20 protein-coding genes are annotated in these 17,102 nt (G+C 65.9%); 10 read left to right on the top strand and 10 right to left on the bottom strand.

What is annotated here, in order from left to right; translation table 11 throughout:
* The first annotated feature begins 9 nt into the window (after positions 1–9).
* The 6 genes from QN239_RS26415 (at position 10) to QN239_RS26440 (ending at position 4,311) form a co-directional block, all read left to right on the top strand.
* Complete coding sequence (locus tag QN239_RS26415; protein ID WP_499014865.1) at positions 10–1,023, top strand: EamA family transporter; 1,014 nt, start codon at positions 10–12, stop codon at positions 1,021–1,023.
* 15 nt (positions 1,024–1,038) lie between these two features.
* The gene (locus QN239_RS26420) at positions 1,039–1,716 is read left to right on the top strand and encodes a cutinase family protein (RefSeq protein ID WP_499016977.1); all 678 of its coding nucleotides are present in this window, start codon (positions 1,039–1,041) and stop codon (positions 1,714–1,716) included.
* A 24-nt stretch (positions 1,717–1,740) separates the two neighbouring features.
* Positions 1,741–2,403 carry a cutinase family protein gene (locus QN239_RS26425; protein ID WP_499014866.1) on the top strand — a complete coding sequence of 221 codons (663 nt, stop codon included), beginning with the start codon at positions 1,741–1,743 and terminating at the stop codon, positions 2,401–2,403.
* A 119-nt stretch (positions 2,404–2,522) separates the two neighbouring features.
* On the top strand, positions 2,523–2,780 hold the full coding sequence (locus QN239_RS26430) for a hypothetical protein (RefSeq protein ID WP_090359754.1): 258 nt from the start codon (positions 2,523–2,525) through the stop codon (positions 2,778–2,780).
* Between the two features lie 104 nt (positions 2,781–2,884).
* Entirely contained in the window at positions 2,885–3,541 is a 657-nt protein-coding gene (locus tag QN239_RS26435) for a cutinase family protein (protein ID WP_499016978.1), read from the top strand.
* A gap of 101 nt (positions 3,542–3,642) precedes the next feature.
* The gene (locus QN239_RS26440; RefSeq protein ID WP_499014868.1) at positions 3,643–4,311 is read left to right on the top strand and encodes a cutinase family protein; all 669 of its coding nucleotides are present in this window, start codon (positions 3,643–3,645) and stop codon (positions 4,309–4,311) included.
* Positions 4,312–4,320: 9 nt separating this feature from the next.
* Here the strand turns inward: QN239_RS26440 and truA are convergent, their stop codons facing one another.
* From truA to infA, 8 genes are all read right to left on the bottom strand, one after another.
* Positions 4,321–5,328 carry a tRNA pseudouridine(38-40) synthase TruA gene (gene truA / locus QN239_RS26445; protein WP_499014870.1) on the bottom strand — a complete coding sequence of 336 codons (1,008 nt, stop codon included), beginning with the start codon at positions 5,326–5,328 and terminating at the stop codon, positions 4,321–4,323.
* Positions 5,315–5,887, bottom strand: a complete 573-nt coding sequence (rplQ, locus tag QN239_RS26450) for a 50S ribosomal protein L17 (RefSeq protein ID WP_499014872.1) — start codon at positions 5,885–5,887, stop codon at positions 5,315–5,317. The genes truA and rplQ overlap by 14 nt, the downstream gene beginning before the upstream one ends.
* 88 nt (positions 5,888–5,975) lie before the next feature.
* Complete coding sequence (locus QN239_RS26455) at positions 5,976–7,028, bottom strand: DNA-directed RNA polymerase subunit alpha (protein ID WP_090359763.1); 1,053 nt, start codon at positions 7,026–7,028, stop codon at positions 5,976–5,978.
* 106 nt (positions 7,029–7,134) lie between these two features.
* Positions 7,135–7,740, bottom strand: a complete 606-nt coding sequence (gene rpsD / locus QN239_RS26460; RefSeq protein WP_167156946.1) for a 30S ribosomal protein S4 — start codon at positions 7,738–7,740, stop codon at positions 7,135–7,137.
* A gap of 17 nt (positions 7,741–7,757) precedes the next feature.
* Positions 7,758–8,171 carry a 30S ribosomal protein S11 gene (gene rpsK / locus QN239_RS26465; protein ID WP_078020665.1) on the bottom strand — a complete coding sequence of 138 codons (414 nt, stop codon included), beginning with the start codon at positions 8,169–8,171 and terminating at the stop codon, positions 7,758–7,760.
* 6 nt (positions 8,172–8,177) lie between these two features.
* A complete protein-coding gene (gene rpsM, locus QN239_RS26470) occupies positions 8,178–8,552 on the bottom strand; it encodes a 30S ribosomal protein S13 (RefSeq protein ID WP_090359768.1) in 375 nt (124 codons plus the stop codon).
* Between the two features lie 173 nt (positions 8,553–8,725).
* Entirely contained in the window at positions 8,726–8,839 is a 114-nt protein-coding gene (gene rpmJ / locus QN239_RS26475; protein WP_003879483.1) for a 50S ribosomal protein L36, read from the bottom strand.
* 81 nt (positions 8,840–8,920) lie between these two features.
* Entirely contained in the window at positions 8,921–9,142 is a 222-nt protein-coding gene (gene infA / locus QN239_RS26480) for a translation initiation factor IF-1 (RefSeq protein ID WP_003418601.1), read from the bottom strand.
* Between the two features lie 275 nt (positions 9,143–9,417).
* On the opposite strand from infA, the gene QN239_RS26485 reads away from it, so the two are divergent.
* The 4 genes from QN239_RS26485 to QN239_RS26500 are packed head-to-tail and all read left to right on the top strand — an operon-like array spanning position 9,418 to position 14,414.
* Positions 9,418–11,109 carry an NAD(P)/FAD-dependent oxidoreductase gene (locus QN239_RS26485; RefSeq protein ID WP_499014875.1) on the top strand — a complete coding sequence of 564 codons (1,692 nt, stop codon included), beginning with the start codon at positions 9,418–9,420 and terminating at the stop codon, positions 11,107–11,109.
* Positions 11,110–11,149: 40 nt separating this feature from the next.
* A complete protein-coding gene (locus tag QN239_RS26490) occupies positions 11,150–12,616 on the top strand; it encodes an ATP-binding protein (protein ID WP_090360470.1) in 1,467 nt (488 codons plus the stop codon).
* Between the two features lie 59 nt (positions 12,617–12,675).
* Positions 12,676–13,554, top strand: a complete 879-nt coding sequence (locus QN239_RS26495; protein ID WP_499014876.1) for an LLM class F420-dependent oxidoreductase — start codon at positions 12,676–12,678, stop codon at positions 13,552–13,554.
* Between the two features lie 14 nt (positions 13,555–13,568).
* Positions 13,569–14,414, top strand: coding sequence for an LLM class F420-dependent oxidoreductase (locus tag QN239_RS26500; protein ID WP_499014877.1), 846 nt, complete (start codon positions 13,569–13,571; stop codon positions 14,412–14,414).
* 57 nt (positions 14,415–14,471) lie between these two features.
* Here QN239_RS26500 and QN239_RS26505 read toward each other — a convergent pair whose 3' ends face one another.
* Both QN239_RS26505 and QN239_RS26510 read right to left on the bottom strand, forming a co-directional pair.
* Positions 14,472–16,208, bottom strand: a complete 1,737-nt coding sequence (locus QN239_RS26505; RefSeq protein WP_499014879.1) for a cellulase family glycosylhydrolase — start codon at positions 16,206–16,208, stop codon at positions 14,472–14,474.
* A gap of 382 nt (positions 16,209–16,590) precedes the next feature.
* Positions 16,591–17,067, bottom strand: coding sequence for an OsmC family protein (locus QN239_RS26510; protein ID WP_499014881.1), 477 nt, complete (start codon positions 17,065–17,067; stop codon positions 16,591–16,593).
* Positions 17,068–17,102 lie beyond the last annotated feature (35 nt).

Consider the following 17,102-nt stretch of genomic DNA (forward strand, 5'->3'; position numbering starts at 1 on the left):
GGGTTTCCGATGAGCGCGACGGACACGCGTGCCGATACCGGCCATTTCCGGCTCGGCATGTTGTTCGCCGTGGCATCCGCCTTCACCTTCGGGATGTCCGGCCCCCTGGCCAAGGCGCTGATGGAAGCCGGCTGGTCTCCCACCGCCGCGGTCACCGCGCGACTGGCTGGCGGCGCGCTCGCCATGGCCGCATTCGCCGGCTTCATCAAGCCGGACTGGATCCACGACGCACTCGCGCACCGCAAGACCGTCATCGCCTACGGCCTGATCCCCATCGCTGGTGCACAACTGTGCTACTACAACGCCGTCGCCCATCTGTCCGTCGGCGTGGCGCTGCTGCTCGAGTACACCGCGCCGATCCTCGTCGTCGGCTGGCTGTGGGCGACCACCAAACGGGCACCCGGCAGGCTGACGCTCGCCGGTGTGGCGCTGGCCATCGCCGGGATCATGTTGGTGCTCGATGTGTTTGCCGGAGCGCGTATCAACTCGGTCGGCGTCAGCTGGGGCCTGGCCGCCGCGGTGTGCGCCGCCTGCTATTTCATGATGTCCGATGCCGCCACCGCCGACGGTGACGGGCTGCATCCCATCACCCTGGCCGCCGGCGGCTTGGTGGTCGGCGCCGTCACCGTGGCCGCGATCGGCGCCTCCGGTGTGATGCCGCTGACATTCAGCACCCATCACACCGTCGTCGCCGGGCTCACGCTGCCCTGGTACATCCCGGTGATCGCACTGGCGCTCATCCCGACTGCGATCGCCTACACGCTGGGCATTTTCGGGGTGGCCCGGTTGCGCCCCCGCTTCGCATCCCTCGTCGGCCTGGCCGAAGTGCTCTTCGCGGTCCTGATCGCGTGGGCATTCCTCGGCGAGGCCATCACGGCCACCCAGGCGCTCGGGGGTGCAGTGGTACTGCTCGGACTGACCCTGGCCCGCGTCGGCGACCGGGCCGACGCCGTGCTGGAGGCGGGCTGGCCCGACCTCCCGCCGGCCCAGCCACACACGGAACCGGCGATTGGCAGCAACTAGCCTGCAAGTGTGAAGATGCTGTCCGTGAAGTTGCTCAGGATGTCAGCCCGGACCGCAGCCGTCGGTTCCGCCATCGTGTCGGCCCTCGCTTTCCTGGCCGGACCGGCACCGCTGGCGACTGCGGAGCCGTGCTCGGATGTCGAGCTCATCTTCGGCCGCGGGACGAGCGAGGATCCGGGAATCGGTCGCGTCGGCCAAGCCCTCGCCGATGCCCTCACACCCCAGCTCGGTGGCCGCACCCTGAGCACCTACGGGATCAACTATCCCGCGACTTACGATTTTCTGGCCGCTGCCGATGGCGCGTATGACGCGACGGCCAGGATCAACGCCCTGGCGGCACAGTGCCCGTCGACGAAGGTCGTGCTGGGCGGTTATTCGCAGGGTGCGGCGATCGTCGACATGCTGATCGGCGTCCCACCCGTGGGCGACAAGATCGGCGAGTTCGGATCGGCACCGCCGCTGCCGGGCAGCCTGGCGGGCAAGGTCGCCGCCGTCGCGGTGTTCGGGAACCCGGGCGCGAAGTTCAGCCATCCGGCCAACACCGCGCCGTCGCCCTACGGCGGCCGGGCCATCGACCTGTGCGCCGACGGTGATCCGATCTGCTCGCGCGGTCGAAACCCGTTCGCGCACACCCGCTACGAGAGCTCGGAATTCATCCCCCAGGCTGCAGGTTTCGTCGCCGCGCTTGTTTAGCTGTGCTCGGCGTTAGAATGTGGCGTGACTTTTGATCTTGTTCGCCGCATCGGACTGGCCACATCCGCCGCACTGGTGACCGCCGCCGCGGCGATCATCTCCCCCGCATCGGTGGGCAGCCTGGCTTCGGCACACGCCGACGGGTGTCCCGATATCGAGGTGGTGTTCGCTCGCGGCACGAACGAAGATCCCGGTCTGGGCCGGATCGGCAACGCGTTCGTCGGCTCCCTGCGCAGCAAGGTCGGCGGGCGTTCGGTGGGGACGTACGCGGTGGGTTACCCGGCCAGCTACGACTTCCTGGCAGCCGCCAACGGCGCAAACGACGCCAGCGGCCACGTCCAGTGGATGATGGAAAACTGCCCCAACACCCGACTGGTGCTGGGTGGCTATTCCCAGGGCGCCGCGGTGATCGACGTCATCAGTGCCGTGCCGTTCCCCGCGGTCGGGTTCAACGCTCCCCTGCCGCCCAACGCACCGGATCATGTGGCAGCCATCGCCGTGTTCGGCAACCCCTCGGCCAAGATTGGCCTGCCGATGACGTCCAGCCCGGTCTGGGGCGCGCGGTCGATCGACCTGTGCAACGGCGGCGACCCGATCTGCGGACCCGGCGAGGACGTCGAGGCGCACCGCGCCTATACCGGCGGCCCCACCAACCAGGCTGCGGGCTTCGTCGCCGGCCTACTCTAAACACCCGCCGACATCACACTATTTGGCTCAGCACGACGGGAATCAGCCGAGTGCACGGGCTGTTGATCTTGTTGAAGTGATCGTTATTACTGACAAGATTGATGGGGGTTCGTTCGATCATGAACGCGCACAAGATTTCCCTGAGTGATGTCCGGGTCCGGGTTGCCGCCGCGGTGGGTGGCCTGGCGTGCCTCGGCGCACTGGCCACCGGAGCGCTGCTGCAACAGTCGAACGTGGCCGTTGCCGACGGCGAGATGCAGTTGGGTACCACCGTGACCCCGACCGCGCCGGCAAACGCGCCGGCCATCGCCAAGGCTGAGCCCGCGATCAAGGGACCGGCCCCGCTGCCCACCGAGGAGCAGGGTCTGCCCGGCTGACCTGTCAGCACTTGAACACGGGCAGGACCAGCCATTACCGGAGTGCAGCTAGTATTTGCTGGGTGCACACCTTACTGAAGTCTGTACGGCGCTGCGCCGCCGCCATGGTGGCGGCGGCGAGTGCCGTCGGCGGGCTGATGATGATTTCCGCAACAGCACCGTCGACGACACTGGCCACCGCAAACGCAGATGTATGCCCGCCGGTGGAGGTCATCTTCGCGCGGGGTCGCAACGAGGCGCCCGGCCCCGGCCGGCTCGGACAGGCGTTCATCGACGCCTTACGGGCCCGAGTGCCCAAAGACATCGCCGTGTACGGCGTGAACTACCCGGCCGACACCCAGATCGCCGCAGGCGCCAACGACACCAGCCGGCGTATCCAGTACATGGCAGATGCCTGCCCCGACACTCGCCTGGTCGTCGGCGGCTACTCGCTGGGTGCCGTATCGGCGACGGTGGCACTGTCGGCCACCGAGAATGGATTCGGTTTCAAGAACCCGCTGCCGCCCGGCGCCGACAGCCATATCGCGGCGGTCGTACTCTTCGGGAATTTCAGTCACCGAGCGGGCGCGGGCAATATCGCTCCGGTATACCGGGACAGGACATTTGACGCGTGCAACGGCACCGATCCGATCTGCAGTGACGGATTCCCGCAGACGCTCGGCGAAATGCAGCGCGACTGGCCCAACCATTTGCAGGACGGTTACATCGGTTCGGGCCTGGTGGATCAGGCTGCCGATTTCACCGCGGCGCGGGTGCAGTAATTCATCTCCGACAGGTCACGGCTCCAATCCATTTCGGGAACATCAAGATTCGATAAACGCCTACGTCAATTCGCGTGGCTAGACTCGAGCCGGTGATCTTGATGTCGAGAGGTCGACTTCGGTGGTATGCCGCAATTCTGGCCGCGGTCGGTGGGGTGCTGACAGTGACGGCACCTGTCGGCGTTCTCCCGTCCGCGTCCGCCGCCGGCTGTCCGGACGCTGAACTGATCTTCGCCCGCGGCCGGATGGAACCGCCCGGTGCGGGGCAGATCGGCACCGCACTGGCGACCGCGCTGCGGCAGAAGACCAAGAAGAACATCTCGCTGTACTCGGTGAACTATCCGGCCGACACTCAGATCGATCTGGGCGCCAACGATATGAGCCGGCGGATTCAGGCGACCATGGCCAACTGCCCGAAGACACCGATTGTGCTGGGCGGCTACTCACTCGGCGCCGCGGCCACCGATGTGGTGCTGGCCATGCCGTTTCCGGTGCTCGGATTCAAACTGCCACTACCGGCGACAGCGGATCCGCATATCGCCGCGGTTGCGTTGTTCGGCAATGGGATCCAATGGGTCGCACCGATCACACAGTTCAATCCCGCTTTCCAGAGCCGGACCATCGAGCTGTGCCATGGCAACGACCCGATCTGCAATCCGACGGATATGGAGAACTGGCAGGCCTATTGGCCCGAGCACCTCGCGCCCGGCTATATCAAAGCCGGCATGGTGAACCAGGCAGCCGATTTCGTCGCCAAGAAGCTGAGATAAGCACCGCGACTACGGTTCTTGGCGGCTAATCGGCTGTTCCGCCGCGCATCCCGTCGTCTCGGCGGCCCCGGGCCGGGTTCGCAGATCCCGGGTGATGAGGATGCGCGCCTCCAGCTGATCGTCGGGTGGGTAGTCGACGCCGACAAGTGACAATCCGCGCGCAGGAGCCACGGCGAACGCGCTGGAACGTGCCGAAGCGTCCAACAGGCCCGCGCACCAGGCGGCATCCCGGCGGCCCTCCCCGACGGCGAGCAGTGCCCCCACCAACGACCGAACCATCGACCAGCAGAACGCATCCGCGGTGACGTACGCGGTGACGGCGTCGCCCTCGGCACGCCAGTCGAATCGCTGGAGGTCGCGAATGGTGGTGGCACCGTCGCGGTGCCGGCAGAATGCGGCGAAATCGTGCAAACCCACCAGCACGCGGGACGCCTCGGCCATGGCCGGGACATCGAGCTTGCGCGGCCACGGGGTGATGAACCGGGCCTGTTGCGGGATCACGCCGAATACGGCGGTGCTGAGCCGGTATTCGTAATGCCGTCGCAACGCGGAGAACCGGGCGTCGAATCCCGTTGGAGCCCGGACGATGTCGAGTACCCGCACATCCTCGGGCAGGAACCGGCACAGCCGGCGCACCAGCGGCTGGAACTCGGGGTCCTGCGGCCGCGGGGTACGTGGATAGGCGTGACCGAGCGCTTCAGCGGGGACGTCCACATGCGCCACCTGACCGGTGGCGTGCACTCCACTGTCGGTGCGGCCCGCGGCGTACAACACCAGCGGAGTGCGGAACACCGTCGCCAACGCGTCCTCGAGCACACCGGCGACGGTGCGGTGCCCGGCCTGAGTGGCCCAGCCGGAGAAGTCCGTTCCGTCGTAAGCGATCTGGAGACGCAGCCGCACCTGGGCGAGCGAAGCGACGGGAGAACGATCCTGGGCGAGCGAAGCGACGGGAGAACGAACAAGCCCGCCATCGAATTCGATGGCGGGCTCGTTCGGCACTTCGTTACTTGGCTTCATCCTCGGAGCCGGCGGTGTCCTCAGCCGGTGCCGCGTCCTCGACGACGTCGTCGGCAGCCTCAGCGGTCTGGGCATCGGCGATCGCCTCATCGGCGACCTCAGCCTCGACCACCGGGGTCTCCTCGGCCACGGGGGCCTCGGCGGCCGCCGCCTTCTGCGCGGCGTCGGCACGACGAGCACGGTTGGCCTCAGAGGTCACCGTCTTCTCCCGCACCAGTTCGATGACCGCCATGGGCGCGTTGTCGCCCTTACGGTTCTCGACCTTGATGATGCGGGTGTAGCCGCCCTCGCGGTCCGCGAAGAAGGGTCCGATCTCGGCGAACAGGGTGTGCACCACATCCTTGTCGCGGATCTTCTTGAGCACCTCACGCCGGTTGTGCAGCGAGCCCTTCTTGGCGTGGGTGATCAGCTTCTCGGCGTACGGACGCAATGCCCGTGCCTTCGGCTCGGTGGTCTTGATGCGGCCGTGCTCGAACAGCGACGTGGCCAGGTTGGCCAGGATCGCCGCCTGGTGCGAGGACGACCCGCCGAGACGAGCACCCTTGGTGGGCTTGGGCATGGCGACTATCTCCTAAATGGGGCCGGCCCCCGTATCAGGTAGGACCGGGACGGATTGGGCGGGTGAAGCTGGGTGGGAATGTGCCCGGTTAGAGTTGTTCGGTTTCGGCGAAGTCCTGGTCGGTATCCAGGTCGTAGCCGGCGTCACCGGTCCAGGTGCCGGTGGCGACGTCGTAGCCGGCGACCTCGGACGGATCGAAGGTGGCCGGGCTGTCCTTGAGCGAGAGACCCAGCTGATGCAGCTTGATCTTGACCTCGTCGATGGACTTCTGGCCGAAGTTACGGATGTCGAGCAGATCGCTCTCGGTACGAGACACCAGCTCGCCGACGGTGTGCACACCCTCACGCTTGAGGCAGTTGTACGAGCGCACCGTCAGGTCGAGGTCGTCGATCGGCAGCGCGAAGCTGGCGATGTGATCGGCCTCGGCCGGCGACGGGCCGATCTCGATGCCCTCGGCCTCGACGTTCAGCTCACGAGCCAGACCGAACAGCTCGACCAGGGTCTTACCGGCCGAGGCCAGCGCGTCCCGCGGGGTGATCGAGTTCTTGGTCTCGACGTCGAGGATGAGCTTGTCGAAGTCGGTGCGCTGCTCGACACGGGTGGCCTCGACCTTGTAGGTCACCTTGAGCACAGGTGAGTAGATCGAATCCACCGGGATCCGGCCGATCTCGGCACCGGAAGCCTTGTTCTGCACGGCCGGCACGTAGCCACGTCCCCGCTCGACGACGAGCTCGACCTCGAGCTTGCCCTTCTCGTTGAGGGTGGCGATGTGCATTTCGGGGTTGTGCACCGTCACACCGGCCGGCGGCACGATATCGCCGGCGGTGACCGCACCGGGGCCCTGCTTACGCAGGTACATGGTGACCGGCTCGTCCTCCTCAGAGGAGACGACCAGGCCCTTGAGGTTCAGGATGATGTCGGTGACGTCTTCCTTCACCCCGGGAACGGTGGTGAACTCGTGCAGCACACCGTCGATGCGGATGCTGGTGACCGCCGCGCCCGGAATGGACGACAGCAGCGTGCGCCGCAGCGAGTTCCCGAGGGTGTAACCGAAGCCGGGCTCCAGGGGTTCGATGGTGAACCGGGACCGGTTTTCGGCCAGCACGTCCTCGGACAGTGTGGGTCGCTGAGAAATCAGCATGGTGTTCTCTATCTCCTTCTCGGCACCCGCTATTTGATGCCGTTATGGGGTATCCGCCGCCGGTTGGACGGCAGATGCTCTTGCGGCCTACGGCCGCGAAAGCCGATTACTTCGAGTAGAACTCGACGATGAGCTGTTCGGTGAGCGGCACCTGGATCTGCGCCCGCTCGGGCAGCTGGTGCACCAGCACGCGCTGCCGTTCGCCGACGACCTGCAGCCAACCCGGGATCGGACGCTCGCCGGCGGTGGCCCGCGAGAGCTCGAACGGCAGGGTGTTCAGCGACTTGTCGCGAATGTCGATGATGTCGTACTGCGACACCCGGTAGCTCGGGATGTTGACCTTCACACCGTTGACGGTGAAGTGGCCGTGGCTGACCAGCTGGCGAGCCATCCGGCGGGTGCGGGCGAGCCCGGCCCGGTAGATGACGTTGTCCAGACGGCTTTCCAGGATCTGCAGCAGGTTCTCGCCGGTCTTGCCAGACTTGCGGTTGGCCTCTTCGTAGTACTTGCGGAACTGCTTCTCCATGACGCCGTAGGTGAAGCGAGCCTTCTGCTTCTCCTGCAGCTGGGTGCGGTATTCGCTCTCCTTGATCCGCGCGCGGCCGTGCTGGCCGGGCGGGTAGGGGCGCTTCTCGAACGACTGATCGCCGCCGACGAGGTCGACGCCGAGGCGACGCGACTTGCGGGTCGCGGGGCCGGTATAACGAGCCATTGTCTAAATCCTCTTCCCTAGACCCGGCGCCGCTTGGGCGGACGGCAGCCGTTGTGCGGCTGCGGTGTGACGTCAGAGATCGCGCCGACCTCCAGGCCTGCGGCCTGCAGAGAACGGATCGCGGTTTCGCGGCCCGAACCCGGGCCCTTCACGAACACGTCGACCTTCTTCACGCCGTGCTCCTGCGCCTTGCGGGCGGCGTTCTCGGCGGCCAGCTGCGCGGCGAACGGCGTCGACTTGCGCGAACCCTTGAAGCCGACGTGGCCCGAGGATGCCCAGGCGATGACGTTGCCCTGCGGATCGGTGATCGACACGATCGTGTTGTTGAACGTGCTCTTGATGTGCGCGGCGCCGTGCGGGATGTTCTTCTTTTCCCGGCGGCGGGTCTTGGCGGCACCCTTCTTGGGCGCGCCCTTCTTGGCTTGTGCCATCTCGGATTACCTGGCCTTCTTCTTGCCGGCGATGGTGCGCTTGGGACCCTTGCGGGTACGCGCATTGGTCTTGGTCCGCTGACCACGCACCGGCAGGCCGCGACGGTGGCGCAGGCCCTGGTAGCAGCCGATCTCGATCTTGCGGCGGATGTCTGCCTGAACCTCGCGGCGCAGGTCACCCTCCACCTTCAGGTTGGCTTCGATGAATTCGCGGAGCGTGCTGACCTGATCGTCGGTCAGGTCCTTGCTGCGCTGGTTCCGGTCGATACCGGTGGCGTCCAGGATCTCCTGGGAGCGGGTACGGCCGATGCCGTAGATATAGGTCAGCGCGATCTCCATGCGCTTGTCGCGCGGGAGGTCAACGCCCATGAGACGTGCCATCAGGCAGTGTTTCCTTCTAGGTTGCGGAGGTCTGTTCCCAGTCCGTTCCCCTCACGGGGTCCGGCCTCCGTGCCGGACGTGTATGAGTGGCCCATCTCTTCAGATGCCAGCCACTCAGTGGTACTGGGAGGTCTGCATTCAGTTGTGGGTGGAACTGCTCGACAGGCTGTTGACTAGCCCTGCCGCTGCTTGTGCCGCGGATCAGAGCAGATCACCATGACCCGCCCATGCCGGCGGATCACCCTGCACTTGTCGCAGATCGGCTTGACGCTCGGGTTCACCTTCACGGCTTCGCGATCCTTCTTGGTTGTGCGGTGACGCGCGCTGACGCGTCACACGTCTACTGGTAGTTGCGTTTCGAGGGCGAGTTACTTGTACCGGTACACAATGCGGCCCCGGGACAGGTCGTATGGAGAGAGCTCCACCACGACGCGATCCTCGGGCAGGATGCGGATGTAGTGCTGCCGCATCTTGCCGCTGATGTGGGCCAGGACCTTGTGTCCGTTCTCCAACTCAATGCGGAACATCGCATTGGGCAGGGGTTCGACCACGCGACCCTCGACCTCGATGGCACCGTCTTTCTTGGCCATACTGTCTAGCGATCCTTGCTTTAGTTTCGTATCGTGCGCCCGCTGTTGCAGTCGGTGCACCCATCGTTCCGACTACAAAACGTGAGCTCGATCGGTAGAACGGTAGAGTTCCAAAGACAGGGCACGAGAAGAGTCGGCGCGGAAGCCGCACCGTTGGTCCACAATACCCTCTGCTGGGGCATGCACCCAAATCGCTGCCCGCGCACCCCGCCGGCGGTCATGTGCGGAGGTCAGCGCCAAAATTACTGGACGGCGGGCGCATAATTGAGAACGATATGACTGGACCCGCGCCCCAGCCCCGCAAACCCGTAATTCTCAGCGTCGACGACGACCCTGCCGTGTCCCGTGCCGTGGCCCGCGATCTGCGCCGCCACTACGGCGAGCGGTACCGCATCGTCCGTGCCGAATCCGGCCCGGACGCCCTGGAAACGCTGCACGAACTCAAGCTACGCGGCGACGCCGTCGCGGTGTTCGTCGCCGACTACCGGATGCCGCAGATGAGCGGTATCGAGTTCCTCGAATCCGCGATGGACCTCTACCCGATGGCCCGGCGGGTCCTGCTGACCGCCTACGCCGACACCACCGCCGCGATCGACGCCATCAACGTCGTCGACCTGGACCATTACCTGCTCAAGCCGTGGGATCCACCCGAGGAGAAGCTGTACCCGGTGATCGACGGGCTCCTGGAGGCCTGGCACGCGGTCGGCGACCGCGCCATCCCGTACACCAAGGTGATCGGCCACCAGTGGAATCCGCGGTCCTGGGAGGTGCGTCAGTTCCTGGCCCGCAACGCGTACCCGTTCAAAGCCTTCACGGCCGAGGAGCCCAAGGGCAAACAGCTTCTCGACGCCGCCGGCCTGGACGGCAGGCAGCTTCCGGTGGTCATCACCGAGGAAGGCACCCCGCTCGTCGAGCCGACCGACTCCGAACTGGCCGACCTGTTGGGCTTGTCCACCAATCCGTCACTGGAGATGTACGACCTCGCGGTCATCGGCGGCGGACCCGCCGGCCTGGCGGCCGCGGTCTACGGCGCCTCCGAGGGGCTCAACACCGTGCTCATCGAACGAGCGACCACCGGCGGCCAGGCCGGTCGTAGTTCCCGCATTGAGAACTACCTCGGATTCGAGAACGGTGTCTCCGGAATCGAGCTCACCACGACGGCGCGCCGCCAGGCCGAACGGTTCGGCGCCGAGGTGATCACCACCCGCAAGGCGGTCAAGCTGCAGGCCGGCGAGGTCGGCACCGCCCGCACGATCTCGTTCGAGGACCACAGCACCATCGGCGCTCGCGCCGTCATCCTCGCCACCGGCGTGGAGTACCGCGAACTCTCGGTGACCGGCTGTTCGGCCTCCGACGACGCCAATCTCATCGGCAAGGGCGTCTACTACGGCGCCTCGGTGTCGGATGCCTCGGAGTGCGCCGGTGAGGACGTGTACATCGTCGGCGGTGCCAACTCGGCCGGCCAGGCCGCGATGTTCATGTCCAAGCAGGCCAACTCGGTGACGCTGCTGGTGCGTGGGCCGTCGCTGGAAGCGTCGATGTCCTACTACCTGATCCAGCAGATCGAGCAGACCCCCAACATCAGCGTCCGGACCTGCACCGAGGTGGTCGGCACCACCAGCCGGGACGACCATCTGGTGGGGCTGACGCTGGAGGACCGGCGTACCGGCGAACGGGACGAGGTGCCCTCGACCCGGCTGTGCTGCTTCATCGGCGCGACGCCGCGCACCGAGTGGCTCGACGGCGTCGTGGCCCGTGACGACCACGGTTTCATCTTGACCGGACCTGATCTCCGCGACGTCGTCGGCTGGACCTTGGATCGTCCGCCACACCATTTGGAAACAAGTGTGCCCGGTGTGTTTGTTGCAGGAGATGTACGTGCCGAATCCGCCAAGCGGGTGGCGGCCGCCGTCGGCGAAGGGTCGATGGCGGTGATGCTCGTGCACCGCTACCTGGCAGAAGCGTGATGGCCGGCACCCCCGGCGTGGCATAGAGGAGCAGATGACCATGGGTGAAACCTGTGTGCGCGACGAACTGCGGACACTGTTCCTGTTCGAGCACCTGTCCGACGAACAGTTGGACACGTTGTGCCAAGCCGGCACCATCGAGACCTTCCCGGCGGGCCCGATCGTCACCGAAGGCGAACAGGCCAGCTGTTTCTATGTGCTGATCGACGGTGAGCTGATCATGTCGAAACGCTCCGGCGGTGTCGACATCCAGACCAACCGCACCTCGCAGCGCGGTGTGTACTTCGGCGCCTGGTCGGCCTACATACCCGGCGAGGAGCACGTCTATCAGGCTTCGGTCCGTCTGGTCGAGCCGTCCCGGGTATTCGTGCTGGACGCGAACGCGTTCGCGGCCTTCATGCGGGCCCAGTTCCCGATGGCCGTGCATCTGCTCGAGGGCCACCTCGTCGGCGGCCGCCGGCAGAGCCAGATCATCGGCCAGCGCGAGAAGCTACTGGCATTGGGCACCATCACCGCCGGCCTGACCCATCAGCTGAACAACCCGGCCGCCGCGACCGCCCGCGCGGTGGCCGATCTGCGCGAAGGTGTCGGCAAGATGCGGCACAAGCTGGCCATGCTGGCCGACGGCAAGTTCTCCCCCGAAGCGCTGCGGATGCTGGTGACCATCCAGGACGAGGTCGCCGAGCAGGTCGCCAAGAACAAGGGCCTGGAGCTCACCGCGCTGGAAACCTCCGATCGCGAGGATCAGATCGGTGAATGGCTGGAAGACCGCGATATCGTCGGCGCCTGGGACTACGCCCCCACCTTCGTCGAGGCGGGCCTGGACATCGACTGGCTGGAGCGGATCTCGGCGTTCTGTGAGGACGCGGATGTCACCGCCTCGCTGCAAGGCGCCCTGGGGTGGTTGAAGTACACCATCGACACCGAACTGCGGATGAACGAGATCGCCGAGGCCAGCCGGCGCATCTCGGCGCTGCTCGCCGGCGCCAAGCAGTACTCGCAGATGGACCGGGGCTCCTACCAGCGTGCCGATGTGCATGAGCTGCTGCGCAGCACCATCATGATGTTCGGCGACAAGATCGGCCATCAGGGCAAACCGATCACCCTGGTCAAGGACCTGGACAAGTCGCTACCCGAATTGCAGTGCTACCCGGGCGACCTCAACCAGGTCTGGACCAACATCATCGACAACGCCTTGCAGGCCATGGACGGGCACGGCACGCTGACGCTGCGCACCGCCCGGGAAAGCGATCAGATGATCCGCGTCGAGATCTGCGACGACGGCCCCGGCATTCCCGAGGACATCATCGGCCGCATCTTCACCCCGTTCTTCACCACCAAACCGTTCGGCGAGGGCACCGGGCTGGGCCTGGATCTCGCCTGGCGGATCGTCGTGGAGAAGCACGCCGGCGATATGCGGGTGGTATCCGAACCGGGCAACACCCGGTTCATCGTGTGCCTGCCGCTGGTGGCGCCCCGACCCGCCGAGGCCGATCCCGCCGAATAGTTTCCGTCATGCGGATCGAATCGGAATATCGTCGCAAGCCCGACGGGTTGACTTGATCCATGACGCAGACCACACCCTCTTCGCACGAGCGCTCCCCGAAACCAGACCTCGGCTCATTCGGCGTCTTCGGTCACTACACCCAGTGGCAGCAGTTCTCCCCAGCCCAACTGCAAGAGATCGAAGCACTCGGATACGGCGCCATCTGGGCCGGCGGATCGCCGCCCGCGGAGTTGGACTGGGTCGAGCCGCTGCTGGCGAGCACCACCAACCTTCAGGTGGCCACCGGCATCGTGAACATCTGGACGGCCGAGGCGGGCCCGACGGCACAGTCGTTCCATCGCATCGACGAGGCCTACCCCGGACGCTTCCTGCTCGGCATCGGCGTCGGTCACCGCGAGGCGATCACCGAGTACAAGAAGCCTCTCGACGCCCTCAACGACTACCTGGACAAGCTCGACGAACACGGAGTCCCCAAAGACCGCCGCGTGGTGGCCGCGCTCGGCCCGAAAGTCCTGCAGCTCTCCGCGCAGCGGTCCGCGGGCGCGCACCCGTACCTGACCACCCCGGAGCACACCGCGCAAGCGCGCGCACTGCTGGGCACCGAAGCGTTCATCGCCCCCGAGCACAAGGCGGTGCTGACCACCGACGCGGAGCAGGCCCGCGCCGTCGGCCGCAAGGCCCTGGAGATCTACCTCAATCTGGACAACTACCTCAACAGCTGGAAGCGGTTGGGGTTCAGCGATTCCGACGTGGCCAAGCCGGGCAGCGATCGCCTCGTGGACGCGGTGGTCGCCCATGGAACCGTCGACGCGGTCGCCGCGCGCCTGCGTGAGCACCTCGATGCCGGCGCCGACCATGTCCCGGTCCAGGTCCTGACCACACCGGACAAGTTGGTGGCCGCATTGACCGAACTCGCCGGGCCACTGGGCCTGCGGTAATCGAAGGGATAGCCATGACGATCAACGTGGGCCGTTACGGAGTGTGGACGTTCGGCAAGGTCTCCCCCGAACAGGCTGCCGCCATCGAGCAACTCGGTTATGGCGCGGTGTGGATCGGCGGGTCCCCCGCCGGCGATCTGCCCTTCGCCGAGGAGATTCTGGACGCCACGGATACGTTGCAGCTGGCCACCGGCATCATCAACGTGTGGACCTCGCCCGCTGAGCAGGCCGCCGCGACCTATCACCGGCTGGAGAAGACCTACCCGGGCCGTTTCCTGCTCGGCATCGGAATCGGGCATCCCGAGCACACCCAGGAATATCGCAAGCCCTACGACGTGCTGGTCGAATACCTCGATGCGCTCGACGTCGCCGAGGTGCCGGCCGACCGTCGCGTGGTAGCCGCTCTCGGCCCCAAGGTGCTGCGGCTGGCCAGGGAACGCAGCGCGGGGGCGCACCCGTATCTGACGACGCCCGAGCACACCGCCGAGGCACGGAAGGTGCTGGGCGATGGCGTCTTTCTCGCTCCGGAACACAAGGTGGTGCTGACCGACGGTTCGGCGCAGGCAACCGAGGCCGCCCGAAAGATCGGCCGCGACACTGTCGACTTCTACCTGAATCTGAGTAACTACCTGAACAACTGGCGCCGGCTGGGCTTCAGCGAAGAGGACATCGCCAAGCCGGGCAGCGACACGTTGATCGATGCGGTGGTAGCGCACGGGACGGCCGACGCGATCGCCGCCCGGCTGAACGAGCATATCGACGCCGGCGCCGACCACGTCGCCATCCAGGTGCTCGGCGGATGGGACAAGCTACTCCCCACGCTCACCGCGCTGGCCGGGCCACTCGGGCTCGGAAAGTAGTGGGACACAGTGGGGCCCGTAACCGACAGGTGACGGGCCCCACTGTGTCACTGTGATCTAGCGGCCACCGCTGCCGGCCTCGGCGCCGCGCCGCTGATGGCCACCGGACCCTTTGCCGGCGTCGGCGCGGTCGCGGTGCGCACCCGGACGACGGCTATGCCGATCCGAGGGGTCGTCGCTGCGGCTGCGGGCGGGCGCCCCTCGGGAGTCGTCCCGCGTGGATGCGCGCGGGGTGTCCCGGGGTGCGGGCTTCGGGGCGGCGGCCGCTCCGGTCGTCGAATCATCCGAATCGGCCGTGGCCGAAGGCGCCGGCCCGGCGTCATTCTCACGGCCTGCGGTCTGAGCAACCTCGTCCCGATTCGCCACCGCGGCCAGCACTCTGGCCACGACCGGGTTCTGCTCGGCCACCGCGGCCAGCCGCTGCTCACCAGCCGACGTGTTGTCGGTGGTGGCCGTATCCGCCGGCGCCACGGATTCAACACTCACCAATTGCCGGTTGAGCGTCGAGAGTTGTTTTGCCACAGCCGGATCCGCCGCTTCCGTGCTCGCATCCGCCAACTGCGCGGTCAGGGTCTGCAGTTGCGCTGCCACTGCGGGGTCGACCGCGGCGAGCTGTTGGGCCGGCGTGGCCGCCCGATCCGTGAGCGTCACCATCCGAGACGAATCGAGCGGCGATGTCAGGGCTGTCAGAGCGACCCCGGGATCCGCGGCCGCACTACCGGTCAGCGATTTGATCACGGCCACAGCCGCTTTCGGTGTCCAGTCCGTCCGATACACCCCGAAGTTGTCTTCGTCGTTGGTACTTCCGGTGTTGGTGTCGCGCAGGGTGTAGATGAACGCGGGCCCCGCATAGGGCAGTGTGCGCCAGTCGGTCACCATGTCCTGGATGTAGTCGGCCTGCTGCTGCTCACCGACCACGTTGGTCGGCAGTCCATACTCGGAAGACCAGATCTGCTTGCTTGCATCGCCATTGGCCACCATCAGGTTCCTGATGTCGGTGAGCTGGTTGATCGGCGAATTGGCCAGGTCCGCGCCTTCGGAGAACTTCGTCGTGTACTGGTAGGGGTGAAACGACAGCGCGTCGAAGCTGCCCTCAGCTCCGGCCGCGTACATACCCTCGACGAAGTCCACCGGGTTCATCGTCGTGTCGCCGATGGTCACCCCGGATCCGACCACACCACCGATCACGGTGGCATTCGGGTCAGCGGCCTTGATCTTTGGATAGGCCGCCTTCAACAACTCGGTGTAACTGGCCGGATCCGGCTTGGGACTGTAGAAGAACGCCGCGTTCGGTTCATTCCACACCTCGTAGGCCGAGATCTTGCCGGCGTATCGGCCGGCCAACACCCCGGTGAAGTTACCGAATGTCTGCGGGTTGGCCGGCGGCGTGTAGTACGGCGCCGACCCCGGTGTCGCCGCCCAGGGCGGCGTGGTGGTGACCGCGGCGAGCACACCCATATTCCGTTCGGCCGCCGCGTTGATCAGACCGTCGAGCGCGCTCCAGTTGTACACCCCGGGGGCCTGCTCGATGCCACCCCAGAAGACGCCGACACGAACGGTGTCGACCCCGAGGGCCTGCATCGCGTCGAGCGCCTGAGCCTGTTGAGCCGTTGTCTCCCAAACTAATTGGGAATCCGCGATACCCAGCGTGTCCGACGAGGCGTCGATCTCGGCCGCGAGCACAACACCCCTCGGCATGGTGCCCGGACCCGTGTACGCGATCACCGCCGAGGCGCTGATGATCGCGATCGAGCCGACCACGAAATTACTGGTTCTGCAAATGTTGCGCCTCACGATAAATCCCTTTCGCCATGGTGATCTGCCTCACTACAGCCATACCCTCATGCACCGTCCGCCATTCATCGCATTTGCCCAAAGCAGTAACTCGAAAAATTATCGGCATCGTCATGAAAGCAGTTCAGAACCATAAGTCGGCAAATCGACGATCTTGATAATAATTAGCTGTCTGGAGTGGCGGGAAATATATAAAGGATGGCTATTCGACCGCGCCAAACTGCGGGATCACCGATATTTCAGCATCAGATAATTGCTGCCCGGCAAACACAGATGACCACCTGTGCAGGGATAGCAAAAGTACAGGTGTTCACGCTCTCGCACTGCCGACCGCTCGAAAATTGCCCCGAATTCGCCCCCGCTGGGAGCAGCCCGGCGAGCCTCAGCGGGGCCGCACCGAATGCCCAGGCTCGCAACGGACGTCGAAGTTGACCGAGTTCGCGATGAAGCACAGGTGATGCGCGCGTTCGTGCACCCCGGGGAGCGCCTCGGCATCCGATGCGCCGGCGATCTCCACCTGCGGGCGCAGGATCACCTCGGCGAAATGCCCGCCGCCGTCCGGCGTCTCGACCATCGTGCCCGACGGGTGATCGGTGTAGCCGGTGACCACGATCCGCTGTTGTGCGCACAACGCCAGCACCCACAGCATGTGGCACTGCGACAGGCTGGCCACCAGCATTTCCTCGGGGTTCCACCGATCCGCCGTCCCCAGGAAGGCAGGGTCGGCGGTACCGGGGATCGTCGGCTTTCCCGGGGCACTGAGCTCATGCGAGCGCGCGTAATCGCGATATCCGCTGGTGCCCGTACCGGTGTTACCGGTCCACGTCACGTCCAGTTCGTACTCGTGTGTGCCGGCCATCCGCCGATTATCTCCGGCACCGCTCCCACACTCGA

It is taken from the genome of Mycolicibacterium sp. Y3 (assembly GCF_051188035.1).
GTDB classification, from domain to species: Bacteria; Actinomycetota; Actinomycetes; order Mycobacteriales; family Mycobacteriaceae; genus Mycobacterium; species Mycobacterium fluoranthenivorans.